Here is a 17,510-nt window from a genome sequence, read left to right as displayed (position 1 = left end):
ATCTGGGGCAACCGGGCCGTAAAATGGGCGCTTCACCGGAAGCTTATCGCAAGCGCCTGAACGGGATGAGCCATCCCGGGAGAGCCCGCCAGCCCATGAGTCTGTACGCCCTCGGCATCAATCATCAGACCGCGCCGGTCGCCCTGCGCGAGCGCGTCGCGTTCTCCGGGGATACGCTGCAGACGGCGCTGGCCGAACTCAAGTCGCTGCCCCAAGTGCGCGAAGTCGCGCTGCTGTCGACCTGCAACCGCACCGAGCTCTACGCGGTCGCCGACGACGACGGCAGCGCACTGGCGCACTGGCTGGCTGCCCATCCCGACCAGGACGGCGGCACGGGCGGCGGCTCGCTCGACGCCTATCTCTACCGCCATCGCGACGACGATGCGGTGCGCCACCTGTTCCGGGTGGCGACCGGGCTGGACTCGCTGGTCCTCGGCGAGCCGCAGATCCTGGGCCAGGTCAAGCAGGCCTGGGCCACCGCACGCAGCGCCGGCACGCTGGGCGGCGAGCTCGACCGCGTGTTCCAGCATGCCTTCGTGACCGCCAAGCGGGCGCGCAGCGAGACCCGGATCGGCAACAGCCCGGTGTCGGTCGCCTCGCTCGCCGTGCGGCTGGCGCAGGAATCGTTCGCACGCCCCTCCGATTCGGCGGTGCTGCTGGTCGGCGCCGGCGAGACCATCGAGCTGGCAGCCCGGCACCTGGCGCAGGCCAAGGTCAAGCGGCTGCTGGTCGCCAATCGCACCTATGCCCACGCCCAGGAACTGGCGGCACGGCACGGCGGCATCGCGTTGCCGCTCGACGAGATCGACCGTCACCTGTTCCTGGCTGACATCGTGTTCTCGGCCACCGCCAGCCGCGAGCCAGTGCTGACCCGGCCCCAGGTCGCCGCCGCGCTGGCCGCACGCAAGCACCGCCCGATGCTGCTGATGGACCTCGCGGTCCCGCGCGACATCGCGCCCGATGTCGCCGAACTGCGCGACGTGTTCCTGTACACGGTCGACGACCTCGAGCGCACGCTCGACGACAACCGCCGCAGCCGGCGCGAGGCTGCGAGCGATGCCGAGGCGATCATCGACCTGCAGGTCAGCCGCTACGGCGAGACCCGTGCGGCGAGCGCGCGTCTGGCTCCGGTCAAGCGGTTGCGTGCGCACGGCGACGCGATCCGCAGCGAATCGCTGGCACGCGCGCGCCAGCAACTCGCGGCCGGCCAACCCCCCGAGGCGGTGCTCGAACTGCTCGCCCACACCCTGACCAATCGGCTACTGCACCTGCCCACCGCTGCGCTGCGCGAGGCCGCGCTGCGCGGCGACGACGCGCTGGCCGACAGCCTCGACCGGCTGCTGCCACCCGCTCCCGCCCGGACCGATGCCGATGCTGCCGACCCTGCGCGTTAAGCTCGAGGCCCTGGCCGAGCGTCGCGACGAGGTCGAACGCCTGCTCTCCGATCCGACCACGGTCGCCGACCAGGGCCGCTACCGTGCGCTGTCGCGCGAGTTCGCCCAGCTCGAACCGCTGTCGGCGGCGCTGACGCAGGAACGCGCGGCGCATGCCGACCTCGCCGCCGCGCGCGCGATGCTCGACGACGCCGATCTGCGCGAACTCGCCGAGGAAGAAATCGCTGCGGCGACCGCGCGCATCGAGTCGCTCGAAGCCGAACTGCTGGCGCTGCTGGTCCCGCGCGATGCGCGCGACGAGGGTGGCCTGTACCTGGAAATCCGCGCCGGTACCGGCGGCGACGAGGCCGCGATCTTCGCCGGCGACCTGTTCCGGATGTACCAGCGCTTCGCCGAGCGCAACGGCTGGCGGGTCGAGGTCGAATCGGCCAACCCGGGCGAGCACGGCGGCTTTCGCGAGATCGTCGCCAGCGTGGAAGGCGCCGGCGCCTACGCGCGGTTGAAGTTCGAGTCAGGCACCCACCGCGTGCAGCGCGTGCCCGAGACCGAATCGCAGGGCCGCATCCACACCTCGGCGGCGACCGTGGCGATCATCCCGATCGAGGACGAGGCCGCCGACATCGTGCTCAACCCGGCCGATCTGAAAGTCGACACTTTCCGCTCCTCGGGCGCGGGTGGCCAGCACGTCAACAAGACCGACTCGGCGATCCGCATCACCCACGTGCCCACCGGCACCGTGGTCGAGTCGCAGACCGAGCGCAGCCAGCACGCCAACCGCGACAAGGCGATGAAGCGGCTGCGCGCGATGCTGGCCGAGGCCGAAGCCGAACGCCGCGCGGCCGCGACGGCGCAGATCCGCCGACTGCAGGTCGGCAGTGGCGACCGTAGCCAGCGCATCCGCACTTACAACTACCCGCAGGGCCGGATCACAGACCACCGGGTCGACGGCCTGACCCTCTACGACCTGCCCAACGTGCTCGAGGGCCAACTCGAGCCGCTCGTCGACCGCTTGTCGCAGGAACACCAGGCCGACGCACTGGCGCAACTGACCGCGCAATAAGCCCCCCCACCCGACGCCTCTGGCGTCGACCTCCCCCGCGCGCGGGGGAGGTGCGATGCTGGCGTCCTGACGTCCTGGCGTCCTGGCGAATCAGTTCGGCGCCCGACCTCCCCGCGCGCGGGAGGTGCCACTGAAGCGTCGGCGTCGCGACCATGCGTCACACCCGGCGGCCGGCGGGTGCGTGTGTGCCGGTGGTAATCTGACCGCATGAGCGCATTGAACGAACGTATTCCGCTGTCCATCTGCGTGTTGACGGTCTCCGACACCCGCACGGCCGCCAACGACACCTCGGGCGACTACCTCGCCGAGGCGTTGCGCGCCGACGGCCACCGCGTCGCCGAGCGCGCCCTGTTGCCCGACGACCGCTACGCGATGCGCGCGCTGGTCTCGCGCTGGATCGCCGATCCCGATGTCGACGGCATCCTGGTCACCGGCGGCACCGGCTTCACCGGTCGCGATTCGACGCCAGAAGCGCTGCTGCCCTTGCTCGACAAGGAGATGCCGGGCTTCGGCGAACTGTTCCGCGCAGTGTCGTTCGAGGAGATCGGCACCTCGTCGCTGCAGTCGCGCGCATTCGCCGGCCTGGCGAACGCGACCTTCGTCTTCGCCCTGCCCGGCTCGACCTCGGCCTGCACGACGGCGTGGGAGCGGATCATCCGCCACCAGCTCGATTCGACCACCCGGCCCTGCAACCTGGCGACGATCCGTCCGCGCCTGAAGGAGTGACGGCGCGCGTGCGCGCCGACTGCGGCTACGAGGCCTCGGCCAGCACCTGACGCACGAACGGGACGGTGAGCCGGCGCTGCGAGGCCAGCGAGGCGCGATCGAGCCGGTCGAGCAGTGCGGTCAGCGCCGGCAGGTCGCGATCGACCCGGCGCAACAACCAATCGATCGTCGCCGCGTCGACCTGCAGGCCGCGGCGTTCGGCCCGCAGGCGCAGCAGCGTATGCCGGCCCGTGTCGTCGAGCGGCGCCAGGGCCACGCGCACACTCTGCGCAAGCCGCGAGCGCAGGTCGGGCAAGCGCAGCGCCAACCCCTCGGGCGGCTGGTCGGCGGTGTAGAACACGCTGCGGCCGGCATCGTGCAGCCGGTTGTGCAGGTCGAACAGCGCGACCTCGTCATCGCGATCCCCGGCGATCGCCTCCAAGCCATCGACCGCGACCAGATCATGCCCCTGCAAGGCCTCGGCGGCCGCGCGCACGCGCCCGGCCAGGCTGCGCAAGGGCAGGTAGACCGCGCTGCGGCCAAGTTGCTCGGCCTGCGCGCACAGCGCGATCGCCAGGTGGGTCTTCCCGGTACCGGCCGGGCCGGCGACGTACAGCGCCCGGCGTGCACCAGCCAGCGCGAAGTCACGCAACTGCGGCATCAGCGCCGGGTCGTCGGCGACGAACGTGTCCAGCCGCTGGTCCGGCGGATAGCGCAGCGCCAGCGGCAATTGCGGCGATGGCGCGCTCATCGCGTCGGATCGACCGGGTCGTCGGTCCGGCTGTCGTGCGGCACTGCGATGCTGCTGCCTGCCAATGCAATCGTCGGCTTGTCGCCCGCGTAGAGCTTGCTCTGGGTGTAGCGCTCGTGTGCGTAGCGCAACAGCACATTGGCCACCGCGGCCATCGGCAACGCCAGCAGCATGCCCAGGAAGCCGAACAACTGGCCGCCGGCCAGCACTGCAAAGATCACCGCGGCCGGATGCAGGCCGATCCGGTCGCCGACCAGGCGCGGGGTCAGCACGTAGCTTTCGACGAGCTGGCCAATCGTGAACACCACGCCGATCAGGATCAGCAGCGTCCAGTCGAAGCCCTGGACTTGCACGATTGCCGCGATCAACGCCATCAAAATGCCGACGGTCGCGCCCAGGTACGGAATGAAGCTGATCAGCCCGGCGATCATGCCGATCAGCAGACCCAGGCGCAGACCGACCAGCGACATGCCCACCGCATAGATCGCGCCCTGTCCCAGCATCACCAGGAACTGGCCGCGCAGGAAACCGCCAAGCGATTCGCTGGTCTCGCGCGCCAGCCGATTCGCGGTGCCGATGTGGTCGCGCGGCACCAGCGAGGCGCAGCGCTCGACCAACAGGTCCCAGTCGCGCATGAAATAGAACGTCAGGATCGGCACCAGCACCAGGTTGATCACCACCGCGAGCAGCGCGAAGCCCGAGCGCGACAGGTAGCCCAGCACCGCCGCGGCGACGCCGCCGGCCTGCTGCCAGTGTTCACGGATCAGCTCGATCAACCGGTCGGTATCGAGCCAGGCGACGACCTCGTAGCCGGTGCGCTGCTCGATCCAAGGCAGCGCGGTGCCGATGATCCAGTCGCGGTAAGCCGGCAGGCTGTCGACGAGGGTCACGATCTGCCGTTCGATCATCGGCACCAGGATGATCAGCACCAGCGCCAGCAGCAGCGTCATCAGCGCGAAGACCAGCGAGACCGCCAGCGTGCGCGAGTGACCGCGGCGCTCGATGCGATCGACCAGCGGGTCGCCCAGCCAGCCCAGCAGCGCGGCCAGCACGAACGGCGTGAGCACCGGGCCCAGTTGCCCGATCACCCAGGCGACCGCGACCAACGCCAATCCCCATTGCAGGCGCCGGAGGAAACGCGCGATGTCGGCGTTCGCGGGATCGTGCTCGGTCATGGTCGTCCTGGCGCGATCAGCGCAGGTGGAAAGTGGGGGTCACGCCCTCGGGGGCGCCGTCGGCCTCGACCAGCACGTTCTCGTCGGCCATGCGGCGGAAACCGCTCAGCCCGGTCAGCAGGTCGAGCTGCACCTCCAGCCCGCGCGGCGTCGCGCGCAGCGGACGGATCGCACGGACCACCGACATCCGCTGCAACTGCGCCGACAGGCGGATGAAGTCGGCGCTGCTGTTGATGCCGGTGAACAGGATCGCTTCGGTCGAAGGCGTGCCGGCCGGGCTGGCCTTGGCGTAGCGGCGGGTCAGCGCGTCGGCCGCGCCGTCGGCGCCGGTCGGCAGGATCCGCCGGGCGTCGTCGCCGGTTTCGCTCCAGCGCGCCAGCACCCGGCCGCCATCGACGAAGATCCAGTCGGCCTTCCAGCCGCTGCCGTCGCGGTAGAGCTTGCCGACCAGTTGCATCGGTGGGTTGTAGCGCGCCGAGATGCGGGCGATCGCGGCGGTGTCGCCCCGCCAGATCGCGCCGACGGCGGCCTGCTCGGCGGCGCTGCCGCCCGGCAGCCCGAGCCGGTAACCGCGCTCGATCGCGCGCTGAAGCACCGGCCGGGCGACGTTGTTCTGCTGCAGGCCGACCAGCCGCGGCCCGGAGCCGTCGTCGATGGCTAGCCACAGCACCGGCTTGGGCCGCGGATCGGGCCATACCGGCAGGCCGAGCGCGGCCGCCACGCCGTCGACATCCTCGGGACGGAAGCGCACCACCAGGGTCGTGGTGAAGGTCGGCGAGCCGCGCGAGGACACGCCCTCGTCCTGGCGGTAGTCGTAGCCCTCTACATATTGTTCTGCGCGCCGCAGTTCCTGCGACACGCCCGGCCGCTGGGCGACCCCGCGGTCGCCCGACAGCTTGCCCAGCACCTGGGCCAGCGCGCGCGAGAAACCCGCGGTACGTTCGTTCTCGTTCTGGCTGCGCACCGGGATCTCGGCCGCGTACAGGCCGGTGCCTTCAGCGCGGTCGCCCTCCATGCGCTGCGCGGCCGCCTGGCCGGCGGACAGCAGCAGGGCGGCCAATAGCCACGCCATCATTCCCAACGAGCGCTTCGGGCGGTGCATCCGGTTGATCCTGAGTCGGGGGGACATCGACGCGGGATGGTGCCACAAACCGCGCGAGCGGTTCGTGGCGATACGCCGACGCGCCGACCGCGGCAGGCCGGCCGCGGCTGCTAGAATCCCCGGTCCTTTCCGCTTCGCGACGGCCGCCGTGACCGCCCCCACTCCCCTGACCTACCGCGATGCCGGCGTCGACATCGACGCGGGCAATGCACTCGTCGAACGCATCAAGCCGCTGGTCAAGCGCAGTTTCCGGCCCGAGGTCATGGGTGGCCTGGGCGGATTCGGCGCGCTGTTCGACCTGTCGGGCAAGTACCGCGAGCCGGTGCTGGTCTCGGGCACCGATGGCGTGGGCACCAAGCTCAAGCTCGCCCAGCAGCTGGGCCGTCACGACACCATCGGCATCGACCTGGTCGCGATGTGCGTCAACGACGTGCTGGTCCAGGGCGCCGAACCGCTGTTCTTCCTCGACTACTTCGCCACCGGCAAGCTCGACATCGACACCACGGCCGCGGTCATCGGCGGCATCGCCCGCGGCTGCGAACTGTCGGGCTGCGCGCTAATCGGCGGCGAGACCGCCGAAATGCCGGACATGTATGGCATCGGCGAGTACGACCTGGCCGGCTTCACCGTCGGCGCGGTCGAGAAGTCGGAACTGCGCGACGGCGGCAAGGTCCAGGCCGGTGACGTGCTGGTTGGCATCGCGTCCAGCGGTCCGCATTCGAACGGCTATTCGCTGATCCGCCGCATCTTTGATCGGGCCGGCAGCCCGGCCGAGGTCGAAGTCGGCGGCGTGAAGCTGGTCGATGCGCTGATGGCGCCGACCACGCTGTACGTCAAGCCGGTGCTCGAGCTGCTGCGCGGGCCGCTCGGACCGCAGTTGCATGCGATGGCGCACATCACTGGTGGCGGCCTGACCGAGAACATCATCCGAGTGGTTCCAGACGGCCTCGGCCTGACGATCGACGCGTCGTCGTGGCCGCTGCCACCGGTATTTGAATGGCTGCAGGGCGAAGGCGCGGTCGCCGACCACGAAATGTGGCGCACCTTCAATTGCGGCATCGGTTTCGTGCTGGTGGTGCCGGCCGACAGCGTCGGGGCGTTCGGCACCGCGCTCGATGGCCTGGGCCTGGCCCACTGGTCGATCGGCGAGGTCGTCGCGCACAGCGACGGCGAGCGCGTACGTATCGGCTGAGCCGGCCGCATGCACGCCGAACCCGACCACGTGCCCTACGCGCCCCCCGGGTCCCGAGCCCGGCCGCGCCCGCATTGTCGCCGGCGCAGATCGATGGGCAACTGCGCACGCTCTCGGTCCTGCACCATGTCCTGGGTGCGCTGTCGCTGGCCGGGAGCCTGCCGCTGCTGGTGCTGCTGGTGTTCGGCGTCGTCAATGAAGCTGCGGACGACTTCGCTGATCCGGGCGGGGTCAGCACGATCGCGGTGGTCGGCGCGCTGGTCCTGGCCGCGCTGGCCGGCGGCGCCCTGTGCATCCGCGCCGGCTTCGATCTCGCACGCCGTCGACGCCACGGCTTGTGTGTGGCGGTCGCCGCGCTCGTGTGCCTGAACTTTCCGCTGGGCACGGCACTTGGTGTCTACGCGCTGGTCGTGCTGTCGCGCCCCGACGTGCACGCCGCATTCTCTGCCACCGGCCCCACTCGATGACGCTGCGCATCGCGGTGCTCGCCTCGGGTCGGGGCAGCAACCTGCAGGCGATCCTCGACGCGATCGCCGCCGGCACGCTCGACGCGACCGTGGCCGGCGTCTGGTCGGATCGCGGCGATGCCGGCGCGCTGGAACGCGCGCGCGCTGCCGGGATCCCGGCGCAGGCCGTGCGCCCACGCGACCACGCCGACCGCCACGCGCACGACGCCGCACTGTTCGCAGCGATCGACGCCGCCGCGCCCGAGCTGATCGTCTGCGCCGGTTATATGCGCCTGATCGGCGCCGCGGCTGTCGAAGGGCGCGCCGGCCGGATGATCAACATCCATCCCTCGCTGCTGCCGGCCTTCAAGGGCCTGCACACCCATCGCCAGGCACTGGCGGCCGGGGTCGACGAACATGGGGCCAGCGTGCATTTCGTGACCGCCGACCTCGACGGAGGGCCGGTGATCGCCCAGGCGCGCGTCCCGGTGCACCCCGGCGACGACGAGACCGCGCTCGCCCAGCGGGTCCTGACGCGCGAACATCCGCTGCTGCTGGAAACCCTGCGCTGGATCGCCGCCGGGCGGGTCCAGCTGAACGCGGCCGGCGCGGTGCAGATCGACGGCCGGATCGCAGTGGCGCCGCTTCAGCTGGCAGCCAACCAGCGCTTCCCATGATGGCCGCCGAATGCGCCCTCTCCTCGCCCTCGTTGCCGGCCTGCTGATCGCCTGGATGCCCGCCGGCCGGGCGGCGCCGCTGCAGCCGTTCGTCGCAACCTACGAGGCCTGGTACCAGGGCCGCCAGGCGGGCACCGCAACCATGCGGCTGCAGCCCGACGGGCCGAATTGGCAGATCGACTTAAGCATCCGCGGCAATCGCGGGTTCGCCGGCATTCTCGGGCTGAACGTCGAGCAGGGCACCCGCTTCGACGTCGTCGGCGAGACCTTCCGCCCGCTGACTCAGCACACGCTGCGCAAGGCGGCGGTGCTGTTCAACCGCCGCACCGAGGGCATCTACGACTGGGCACGGGGCCTTGCGACCTGGACCGGCGACATCAGCAAGCGCCGCCGCGCCCCGGTGCCACTGCAGCCCGGCGACATGAGCGCGCTGCTGATCAACCTGGCGATCGTCCGCGACGCCGCCCCGGGCGCGGCGCTGCAGTACCGCTTCGTCGACGGCGGCCGCGCACGCGACTATGCCTACCTCACCGCGCCCGAGCCGGAGATCGTCCAGGTCGCCGACGTCAGTTATTCGGCGTTGCGGGTTTCACGGACCAACGGCGGCAATGACGAGATGATCGTCTGGATCGCCGATGGCGTTCCCACCCCCATCCGCATCCTGCAACGCGAAGACGGCGAAGACGCGATCGACCTGCGCCTCGTCGAATACCAAGGAGTTCCCTAAATGCCCCAGACGACCCGCCGCCCCCGCCTGCTCGCCGCCTGCGGCGCCGCCCTGCTGTCGCTCGCCGCTCTGCCGGCGCTGGCGCTCGAGCCCTTCACCGCGAGCTACCAGACGACCTTCATGGGTCTGCGTGGGCAGGCCGACATGAAGCTCGCCCGCGAAGGCAGCGAACGCTGGAAGTACAGCCTCAATGTCACGGGTGCCGGCGCCCGGCTCGAACAAAGCACGGTGTTCGAAGCCAACGGCGACCAGTGGCGGCCGATCAGCAGCACCGACTCCCAGCGCGGCGAATCGGGTCTGGCGGCGATGCTGGTCAAGCGCCGCAGTGTCAACGCGACCTACGACTGGAACGCCGGCGAAGCGCGCTGGAGCGGGGACGTCAAAGATGACCAGGGCGGCCCGGTGAAGCTGCAGCCCGGCGACCTGGACGGCATGCTGATGAATCTGGTGCTGGTGCGCGACGTGCAGGCCGGCCGTTCGCCGCTGCGCTATCGCCTTGTCGAGGACGGCCGCAGCAAGCGCCAGGTGTTCGAGCGCCAGGGCACCGAGGCGGTGACGGTCGGCGGTCGGACGCTGCAGGCGACCAAGGTGGTGCGCACCGACGGACGGCGCGAGATCGTGGCCTGGATCGTCGACGATCTGCCGGTCCCGGCCCGGCTGCTGCAGCGTCGCGACGGCAGCGACCATATCGACATGCGCCTGCAGTCGGTGAACTGAGCGCAACTGGCGACAGAACGAACAAGGCCCCGCATTGCGGGGCCTTGTTTTTGGCGTGATGACGGCAGACCGCCTAGGTCAAAACCGGGGTCAGAGTGCAATTTCGCGAGGCGAAATCGACTCTGACCCCTGGCTACGGCGCGGCGGGCGTGGTCCGGCACTCGACGCGGATCGACTCGCCCGAGCCGCGTCGGCGGTAGTCGACGCAACTGCGGGCGCCGTCGGTCGTGCGCACGGCGACGATCGTGAAGAAGCCCTGCAACACTTCGCTGCGGGTCAACTCACCGTCCTCGTTCCAATCCATGTCCTTGAACGCGATGCCGCTCAAGGCCGCCGCGCCGGTGTAGCGCATCCAGCCCAGCGCCAGCAACACCACGGCGAGCGTCGCGAACAACGCCACCCGCCGGCTCGACATGCGACCGCGGAACGCCATCGTCAGCGTACCCGCCGGATGTTCGCGCCGAGGCCGCCGAGCTTGCGCTCGATGTGCTCGTAGCCGCGGTCGAGGTGGTAGATGCGGTCGATCGTGGTGTCGCCCTCGGCGACCAGACCGGCGAGGATCAACGATGCCGAAGCGCGCAGATCGGTCGCCATCACCGGCGCACCGCTCAGGCGCTCCACCCCGGTGACCGAAGCCCGCGGCCCGTCGATGTCGATCTCCGCGCCCAGGCGCATCAGTTCGTTGACGTGCATGAAGCGGTTTTCGAAGATCGTCTCGTCGATCGTGCCACGCCCCTCGGCGATGCAGTTGAGCGCCATGAACTGGGCCTGCATGTCGGTCGGGAACCCGGGATGCGGGGCGGTGACGATGTCGACCGCGCGCGGGCGGCGGCCGTGCATGTCGAGCGTGATCCGATCACCGTCGATCGTGATCTCGGCACCGGCCTGGCGCAGCTTGTCGAGCACCGCGCCGAGCGTATCGGGACGCGTGGACGTGGCGGTCACCCGTCCGCCGGTCATCGCCGCGGCGACCAGGAACGTGCCCGTTTCGATGCGGTCGGCGACGACCGCATGCTGCGCGCCGTGCAGCGTCTCCACGCCGCGGACCTCGATGCGCGAGGTGCCGGCGCCGCGGATGTCGGCGCCCATCGCGACCAGGCACTGCGCCAGGTCGACGATCTCCGGTTCGCGCGCAGCGTTGTCGATCACCGTGTCGCCCTCGGCCAGCGTCGCGGCCATCAGCACGTTCTCGGTCGCGCCGACGCTGATCGTCTCGAACGCCACGTGCCCACCGCGCAGGCGCTGCGCGCGGGCGCGGATGAAACCGTGCTCGACGGTGATCGTCGCGCCCAGCGCCTCGAGCGCCTTGATGTGCAGGTCCACCGGCCGGGCGCCGATCGCGCAGCCGCCGGGCAGCGCCACTTCGGCCGCGCCAAAGCGCGCCAGCAGCGGCCCAAGCACCAGCACCGAGGCGCGCATCGTACGCACCAGTTCGTACGGCGCGACGTGGCTGTGCACCCCGCGCGGATCGACGATCACCCGCGCGCCGTCGACGTCGTGCTCGACGCCGGCACCGAGGCCGGCCAGCAGCTTGGCCGTGGTCAGCACGTCGTGCAGATGCGGGACATTGCCGATCTCGACCGGCGCGTCGGCCAGCAGCGTCGCGCACAGGATCGGCAGCACCGCATTCTTGGCGCCGGAGATGCGGACCTCGCCCTGCAGCGTGGCGCCGCCGGAGACGATGATGCTGTCCATCAGCCCTGCCCCGTCTGCCGCGCGTGTTCGTCGGGGGTCAGCGTGCGCAGCGCCAGCGCGTGGATCTCACCGCCCATACGCGCACCGAGCGTGGCGTACACCATGCGATGGCGGGCCAGCGGCAGCTTGCCGGCGAAGGCGGGCGAGACGACCAGCGCTTCGAAATGGACGCCGTCGGCGCCCTCCACATGCACATGGGCGTCGGGCATGCCCTGCTGGATGAGTGCGGTGATGGTGCGGGTATCCAAGTCTTCGATCCTGTGGGCGCCGCAGGACGGGGCCGGGCGCCGCCTCGCGTGAAGCGGGGATGAGCCGTCTTCGACGCCGCCGACGGTCGCGGGCATTCACGCCGGGAAGCGCATAAAATGAACGGCTTAGCCTAACGGAAAAGACCCTTGCCGGATACGTTCGACGACGCGGCCCAGGCCGTCTCCGCCCGCCCCGCCACGCGTAGGGTGGCGTTCGCCGACAGCGGGCGTCAGGTGTTCGAGGTCGAGGTCCAGGGCCTGCACGCCGTGGCCGCCCGACTCGACGGCGCCTTCACCGCCGCCTGCACGCGCATCCTCGAGTGCCGCGGCCGGGTCGTGTGCACCGGCATGGGCAAGTCCGGCCATATCGCGCGCAAGATCGCCGCGACCCTGGCCTCGACCGGCACCCCGGCGTTCTACGTGCATCCGGGCGAGGCCGGGCACGGGGATCTGGGCATGATCACCGACGCCGACGTGGTGTTGGCGCTGTCGTACTCGGGCGAATCGGACGAGATCCTGATGCTGCTGCCGGTGCTCAAACGCCAGGGCAATGGCCTGATTGCGATGACCGGCCGCCCGGCGTCGACACTGGCCACGGCCGCCGACATCCATCTCGACATCAGCGTGCCGGCCGAGGCCTGCCCGCTGGCGCTGGCGCCGACCAGCAGCACGACCGCCTCGCTGGTGATGGGCGATGCACTGGCGGTGGCGCTGCTGGACGCGCGCGGCTTCACCGCCGACGACTTCGCCCGCTCCCACCCGGCCGGCGCGCTCGGCCGCCGATTGCTGCTGCACATCCGCGACGTCATGCATGGCGGCGACGAGGTGCCGGCGGTGCGTGCGGACGCCTCGCTGGCCGATGCGCTGATGGAGATGAGCCGCAAGCGGCTGGGCATGACCGTCGTCGTCGACGAGGCGCAGCGGCTGATCGGCCTGTACACCGACGGCGACCTGCGGCGCACGCTCACCGACCCGAACATCGATGTGCGCGATGCCCGCATCGCCGACGTCATGACCCGCGACCCGATTGCGATCGACGCCGACGCGCTGGCGGTGGAAGCCGCACGCCTGATGGAGACGCGCAAGATCACGATGCTGCCGGTGCTCGACGCCGAGCGCCGGGTCGTGGGCGCCCTCAATATTCAGGACCTGTTGCGCGCCCGCGTGGTGTAACCCCACTCTCCATTCATGGACAGAACGACACCGATGCCCGCCTCCCTTTTCGACCACGTGCCGCCCGATGTGCTCGCGCGCGCGGCGCGCGTGCGCCTGGCGTGCTTCGACGTCGACGGCACGCTGACCGACGGCGGGCTCGGCTTCGACAGCGAGGGACGGGAGATCAAGACCTTCCACGTCCACGATGGCCAGGGCCTGGTGCTGCTGCGCAAGGCCGGCATCACGGTGGCGATGGTCACGGCGCGTCCCGGCGGCATCGTGGAGCGCCGCGCCGCCGACCTGGGCGTGCAGGCGCACGTGCATGTCGCCGACAAGCGGGCCCGGGTCGTCGCGCTGTGCGCCGAGCTCGGCCTGGATGACGACCAGGTCGCGTTCATGGGCGACGACCTGGCCGACGTCGGTGCGATGCGCGAGGCCGGCCTCGCCGTGGCCCCGGCCGACGCCAACGCCTGCGCCGTTTCGGCGGCGCACTGGCGCACGCGCGCACCCGGCGGGCGCGGCGCGGGCCGCGAGCTGTGCGACCTGATCCTGCATGCGCAGGGGCGTCTGGCGACGATCCACGCCGACGGGCGGATCTCGTGAACTGGCGTCTGGGACTGACGCTGTTGCTGCTCGCCGGCGCGCTGGTGTCGGGCTGGTCGGCCTGGCGCCAGAAGGACCGGTTGGCCGTCGACGGCCCCGCCGATACCCGCACTGACTATCTGCTGCGCGATTTCGATCTCGTCGCGCTCGACAGCGACGGTCGCGAGGCATTCGCAGTGCAGGCGCCGCAACTGCAGCAGACCCCGGGCGCGCGCACGCTGGAACTGGTCACTCCGGTGTTCAACATTCCTGCCGAATCCGGCGGCCACTGGCAGGTCCGGTCCAAGACCGGCTGGGTGTCGGAGGACAACGAACTGGTGCGCTTGCGCGGCGAGGTCACCGCGACCAGCCCCGACGGCGCGCCGCGCCCCACGACGATGCGCACCGAGGCGCTCGACGTGTTCCCGCAACGCAACCAGGCCGCCTCCGACGCGCTCGTGGACGTGGTCCAGCCCGGCTCTACAATGCAGGGCACGGGCATGCGCGCCGATCTCGAGTCGGGGCGGATCGAACTCCTTTCCCAGGTCAAATTCCGCAATGAACCCAATTCCCGCCGCTAGCCTGCTCCTCGTCCTGGCCCTTGCGCCCGGCGCCGTCCTGGCCAAGGCAGCCGACCGCAACCAGACGCTGTCGGTCGACGCCGGCGGCAGCGACTGTTCGGTCAGCAACGAGCAGTTGCCCTGCCTGTTCACCAACGGCGTGACCATCAGCCAGGGCACGCTCGAGATCCAGGCCAGCCGCGCCGACGTGCGCCGCCACGGCGGTGAGTTCCAACGGGTGATCCTGACCGGCGGCCCGGTCAAGATGAAGCAGCAGATGGACGACGGCGGCTGGGTCGACGCCACCGCCGCCCAGGCCGACTACAACATGCCCAACGACACGGTCGTGCTGACCGGCAACGCGATCGTCAACCAGCCTGGTCGCGGCCGCATGGAGGGCGAGCGGATCGTCTACAACATGTCCACCGGCCAGGTGCAGGGCGGCGGCGAGGGCCAGGGCCGCGTGCGCATGCAGTTCGAGCCGCGTAACCGCCAGCCGGCGCAGCCGTCCGCCACGCCCGCCACGCCCGCCACGCAGCCTGCGGCCCAGCCGGGAACCGGAGGCGGCCGCTGATGCTCGTCGCCGAGGGGTTGCGCAAGCGCTACAAACAGCGCGAGGTCGTCAAGGAATTCGGGCTGACGCTCGAGGCGGGCGAGGTCGTCGGCCTGCTCGGTCCCAACGGCGCCGGCAAGACCACCTGTTTCTACATGATCGTCGGCCTGGTCCCGGCCGATGCCGGACGCATCGTGCTCGACGGTCACGACATCACCGCCGAGCCGATGTACACCCGGGCCAAGCGCGGCGTCGGCTACCTGCCGCAGGAACCCTCGGTGTTCCGCAAGCTCAGCGTGGCCGACAACATCATGCTGGTACTCGAACTGCGCGAGGACCTCGATAAGCCGGGCCGCGACAAGGCGCTGGCCGATCTGATGGACGAATTGCAGATCAGCCACGTCGCCGACCAGGCTGGCGCCAGCCTGTCGGGCGGTGAACGCCGCCGGGTGGAGATCGCGCGCGCGCTCGCCGCCAACCCGCGGATGATCCTGCTCGACGAACCCTTCGCCGGTGTCGACCCGATCTCCGTCGGCGAGATCCAGCGCATCGTCACCCATCTCAAGGAACGCGGCATCGGCGTGCTGATCACCGACCACAACGTCCGCGAGACCTTGGGAATCTGCGACCGCGCGTATATCCTCAGCGATGGCGGCGTGCTCGCGCAGGGAGCGCCCGAGGCGCTGTTGGCCGATCCGGACGTGCGCCGCGTTTACCTTGGGGATTCCTTCCGTCTGTAACGTGCTCGCGTATCCGGCCATGGAGATCCGGGGACGATGAAGCCACGGTTGCAGACATCGCAGGGCAGCACTTGGTCCTGACGCCGCAGTTGCGTCAGGCGCTGCATCTGCTGCAGCTCTCGGCGGTGGAACTGGAGACCGAGATCGCGGCTGCGGTCGAGAGCAATCCGTTGCTCGACTGGGACGATGCCCCGATGCCGGCCCCATCGAGCGCGGGCGAGCGCAGCGATGGCCAGGCCGCTGGCGACGACACGCCCGACGCGCCGGACCGGGCACACGACGACGAGGCCGCCGCTCCCGCCTGGGACGGCGACGATGGCTGGCAGGCCGCCGGCGGACAGCGCAGCGACGCCGACAGCGAAGGCGACGGCGATCCGGCCGATCGCATCATCCAGTCCGAAGACCTGCGCGACCACCTGTCCTGGCAGTGGCATCTGAGCACGGTCTCGCCGCGGGATCGCAATATCGGCATCGCACTGATCGATGCGATCGATGACGATGGCTATCTGCGCGAAACGCTCGCGGGCATCGCCGAGGCGCTGTTGCCCGAGACCCGCGCCACCGAGGCGGAGATCGCCGCGGTGCTGTACCGGATCCAGCGCTTCGACCCGCCGGGGGTTGGCGCGCGCGACCTGGGCGAGTGTCTGCGGCTGCAACTCGAGGCGCTGCCTGCCGACACCCCCGGGCGCGCCATCGCGCTGCAGGCGGCGACCACGCATATCGAGCGATTGCCCAGGCTCGGCCCGCAGGGCCTGGCCGATGCACTGGGCCAGACGCTGGAGCAGGCACAGACCGCGCTGCAGTTGCTGCGCAGCCTCGACCCGCGGCCCGGCGCACGCATCGGCGGCGTGCCGCAAGACAACTACGTCACCCCCGACTGCGTGATCAGCCGCCACAACGGCGTCTGGCGCGTCACGCTGGCCGGCCGCCAGCATCCACGGCTGACGATCCATCGCGGCTACGAACGCATGATCGAGCACGCCTGCAGCAGCGACGCGGGCTACCTGCGCGGGCGGCTGCAGGAGGCGCGCTGGCTGCTGCGCAACCTCGAGGCGCGCGGCGACACCCTGCTCAAGGTCGTGCGCTGCCTGGTGCGCCAGCAGTCGGGATTCCTGGAGTTCGGCGAACGCGCATTGCGGCCGCTGACCTTGCGAGAGGTCGCCGAGGAGATCGGCATGCACGAATCGACCGTCTCGCGCGCGGTCGCGCGCAAGTACGTGCATACCCCGCGCGGCACCCTGCCGCTGAAGGCGTTCTTCGCATCGGGCATCGGCACCGAAGGCGGCGGTGAGGCCTCGAGCACCGCGATCCAGCAGATGATCCGCGGCCTGATCGACGCCGAGGATCCGCGCAAACCGCTGTCGGATGCGCGCCTGGCCGACCTGCTCAAAGCCGCCGGGGTGCCGGTCGCACGCCGCACCGTGGCCAAGTACCGCGAGGCGATGCAGATCGCCTCATCCCACGAACGCGTTCGCATCGCCTGAACTTCCCGCCCCGCACGATGGTCCCTAGGGGTGCGACCGGTGGCCGCTTGTCAGCCACGCCGGCCGCGCTACTCTGAACCCGACCGCCGGCACATCGACCGACGGTCCGTTTCCTACCTTGAAGGAGGTTGCCGATGCACGTCGAGACCCATGGCCATCAGATCGAAGTGACGCCCGCCCTGCGCGAGTACGTGGAGACCAAGCTGCAGAAGCTCTCCCGGCATTTCGACGGCCCGCTGGAGGTCCGCGTCCAGCTCAGCCTGGAGAAGCCCGACCACAAGGCCGAGGCAACGCTGACGATCGCCGGCAAGACCCAGCACGTCGATGCCAGCGCAGTCGACATGTACGCCGCGATCGACCTGCTGACCGACAAGCTCGACCGGATCGTCGTCAAGCATCGCAAGAAGATCGTCGACCATCATCGCGGTGAGAACCCCGCCCGCGACGGTACGTTCGGCTGATCGTTCCCTGGCCGGCCGCGGCGACGCGGCCGGCCGACACCGACGGGCCGGAGACATCGCCCGTATTCCCTTCCCCAGGCCGCAGG

General features: G+C 70.4%; 20 protein-coding genes and 1 pseudogene. 15 read left to right on the top strand and 6 right to left on the bottom strand.

Annotated features, from left to right (window positions below; all coding sequences use genetic code 11):
* Nucleotides 1-95: 95 nt before the first annotated feature.
* The 3 genes from BEN78_10945 (at nt 96) to BEN78_10935 (ending at nt 3,180) form a co-directional block, all read left to right on the top strand.
* On the top strand, nt 96-1,394 hold the full coding sequence (locus BEN78_10945) for a glutamyl-tRNA reductase (protein ASR43813.1): 1,299 nt from the start codon (nt 96-98) through the stop codon (nt 1,392-1,394).
* A complete protein-coding gene (locus BEN78_10940) occupies nt 1,372-2,454 on the top strand; it encodes a peptide chain release factor 1 (protein ID ASR45087.1) in 1,083 nt (360 codons plus the stop codon). Before BEN78_10945 ends, BEN78_10940 begins: the two co-directional genes overlap by 23 nt.
* 207 nt (nt 2,455-2,661) lie before the next feature.
* Nucleotides 2,662-3,180 carry a molybdenum cofactor biosynthesis protein B gene (locus tag BEN78_10935; protein ID ASR43812.1) on the top strand — a complete coding sequence of 173 codons (519 nt, stop codon included), beginning with the start codon at nt 2,662-2,664 and terminating at the stop codon, nt 3,178-3,180.
* 25 nt (nt 3,181-3,205) lie between these two features.
* Here the strand turns inward: BEN78_10935 and BEN78_10930 are convergent, their stop codons facing one another.
* The 3 genes from BEN78_10930 to BEN78_10920 are packed head-to-tail and all read right to left on the bottom strand — an operon-like array spanning nt 3,206 to nt 6,160.
* The gene (locus BEN78_10930) at nt 3,206-3,910 is read right to left on the bottom strand and encodes a DnaA regulatory inactivator Hda (protein ASR43811.1); all 705 of its coding nucleotides are present in this window, start codon (nt 3,908-3,910) and stop codon (nt 3,206-3,208) included.
* Nucleotides 3,907-5,085 (bottom strand): AI-2E family transporter, encoded by a 1,179-nt coding sequence (locus tag BEN78_10925; GenBank protein ID ASR43810.1) that lies wholly within the window; start codon nt 5,083-5,085, stop codon nt 3,907-3,909. Before BEN78_10925 ends, BEN78_10930 begins: the two co-directional genes overlap by 4 nt.
* Before the next feature lie 16 nt (nt 5,086-5,101).
* Nucleotides 5,102-6,160, bottom strand: a complete 1,059-nt coding sequence (locus BEN78_10920; protein ID ASR43809.1) for a hypothetical protein — start codon at nt 6,158-6,160, stop codon at nt 5,102-5,104.
* A gap of 142 nt (nt 6,161-6,302) precedes the next feature.
* Between BEN78_10920 and BEN78_10915 the strand changes: the two genes are divergently transcribed.
* The 5 genes from BEN78_10915 to BEN78_10895 are packed head-to-tail and all read left to right on the top strand — an operon-like array spanning nt 6,303 to nt 9,946.
* Nucleotides 6,303-7,379, top strand: coding sequence for a phosphoribosylformylglycinamidine cyclo-ligase (locus BEN78_10915; protein ID ASR45086.1), 1,077 nt, complete (start codon nt 6,303-6,305; stop codon nt 7,377-7,379).
* On the top strand, nt 7,376-7,846 hold the full coding sequence (locus tag BEN78_10910; GenBank protein ID ASR45085.1) for a hypothetical protein: 471 nt from the start codon (nt 7,376-7,378) through the stop codon (nt 7,844-7,846). Before BEN78_10915 ends, BEN78_10910 begins: the two co-directional genes overlap by 4 nt.
* The gene (locus BEN78_10905; GenBank protein ASR43808.1) at nt 7,843-8,502 is read left to right on the top strand and encodes a phosphoribosylglycinamide formyltransferase; all 660 of its coding nucleotides are present in this window, start codon (nt 7,843-7,845) and stop codon (nt 8,500-8,502) included. Before BEN78_10910 ends, BEN78_10905 begins: the two co-directional genes overlap by 4 nt.
* 10 nt (nt 8,503-8,512) lie before the next feature.
* Nucleotides 8,513-9,229: a hypothetical protein gene (locus BEN78_10900; GenBank protein ID ASR43807.1), complete on the top strand. Its 717-nt coding sequence runs from the start codon at nt 8,513-8,515 to the stop codon at nt 9,227-9,229.
* The gene (locus BEN78_10895) at nt 9,230-9,946 is read left to right on the top strand and encodes a hypothetical protein (protein ID ASR43806.1); all 717 of its coding nucleotides are present in this window, start codon (nt 9,230-9,232) and stop codon (nt 9,944-9,946) included. It abuts the gene before it with no gap.
* Nucleotides 9,947-10,079: 133 nt separating this feature from the next.
* Here the strand turns inward: BEN78_10895 and BEN78_10890 are convergent, their stop codons facing one another.
* The 3 genes from BEN78_10890 to BEN78_10880 are packed head-to-tail and all read right to left on the bottom strand — an operon-like array spanning nt 10,080 to nt 11,889.
* Complete coding sequence (locus tag BEN78_10890; GenBank protein ID ASR43805.1) at nt 10,080-10,379, bottom strand: hypothetical protein; 300 nt, start codon at nt 10,377-10,379, stop codon at nt 10,080-10,082.
* Nucleotides 10,380-10,381: 2 nt separating this feature from the next.
* On the bottom strand, nt 10,382-11,641 hold the full coding sequence (locus BEN78_10885; GenBank protein ASR43804.1) for a UDP-N-acetylglucosamine 1-carboxyvinyltransferase: 1,260 nt from the start codon (nt 11,639-11,641) through the stop codon (nt 10,382-10,384).
* Nucleotides 11,641-11,889 carry a BolA family transcriptional regulator gene (locus BEN78_10880; protein ID ASR43803.1) on the bottom strand — a complete coding sequence of 83 codons (249 nt, stop codon included), beginning with the start codon at nt 11,887-11,889 and terminating at the stop codon, nt 11,641-11,643. Before BEN78_10880 ends, BEN78_10885 begins: the two co-directional genes overlap by 1 nt.
* A 207-nt stretch (nt 11,890-12,096) precedes the next feature.
* Here BEN78_10880 and BEN78_10875 point away from each other — a divergent pair, with 207 nt between their 5' ends.
* The 7 genes and pseudogenes from BEN78_10875 to BEN78_10845 all read left to right on the top strand — a co-directional run bounded on the left by BEN78_10875 (nt 12,097) and on the right by BEN78_10845 (nt 17,424).
* Nucleotides 12,097-13,062, top strand: coding sequence for a D-arabinose 5-phosphate isomerase (locus BEN78_10875; protein ASR43802.1), 966 nt, complete (start codon nt 12,097-12,099; stop codon nt 13,060-13,062).
* 33 nt (nt 13,063-13,095) lie between these two features.
* Entirely contained in the window at nt 13,096-13,647 is a 552-nt protein-coding gene (locus BEN78_10870) for a phenylphosphate carboxylase subunit delta (GenBank protein ID ASR43801.1), read from the top strand.
* Nucleotides 13,644-14,207: an LPS export ABC transporter periplasmic protein LptC gene (locus BEN78_10865; GenBank protein ASR43800.1), complete on the top strand. Its 564-nt coding sequence runs from the start codon at nt 13,644-13,646 to the stop codon at nt 14,205-14,207. The genes BEN78_10870 and BEN78_10865 overlap by 4 nt, the downstream gene beginning before the upstream one ends.
* Entirely contained in the window at nt 14,185-14,760 is a 576-nt protein-coding gene (locus BEN78_10860) for a lipopolysaccharide transport periplasmic protein LptA (protein ASR43799.1), read from the top strand. Before BEN78_10865 ends, BEN78_10860 begins: the two co-directional genes overlap by 23 nt.
* Nucleotides 14,760-15,479 (top strand): LPS export ABC transporter ATP-binding protein, encoded by a 720-nt coding sequence (locus BEN78_10855; protein ASR43798.1) that lies wholly within the window; start codon nt 14,760-14,762, stop codon nt 15,477-15,479. The genes BEN78_10860 and BEN78_10855 overlap by 1 nt, the downstream gene beginning before the upstream one ends.
* A gap of 36 nt (nt 15,480-15,515) precedes the next feature.
* Nucleotides 15,516-16,963: pseudogene (locus BEN78_10850) on the top strand (RNA polymerase factor sigma-54).
* A gap of 134 nt (nt 16,964-17,097) precedes the next feature.
* Complete coding sequence (locus BEN78_10845) at nt 17,098-17,424, top strand: ribosomal subunit interface protein (GenBank protein ASR43797.1); 327 nt, start codon at nt 17,098-17,100, stop codon at nt 17,422-17,424.
* Nucleotides 17,425-17,510 lie beyond the last annotated feature (86 nt).

This window comes from Xanthomonas citri pv. mangiferaeindicae (genome assembly GCA_002240395.1).
Lineage (GTDB): Bacteria > Pseudomonadota > Gammaproteobacteria > Xanthomonadales > Xanthomonadaceae > Luteimonas > Luteimonas citri_A.
This window is presented reverse-complemented; position numbering and strand designations above follow the sequence as displayed.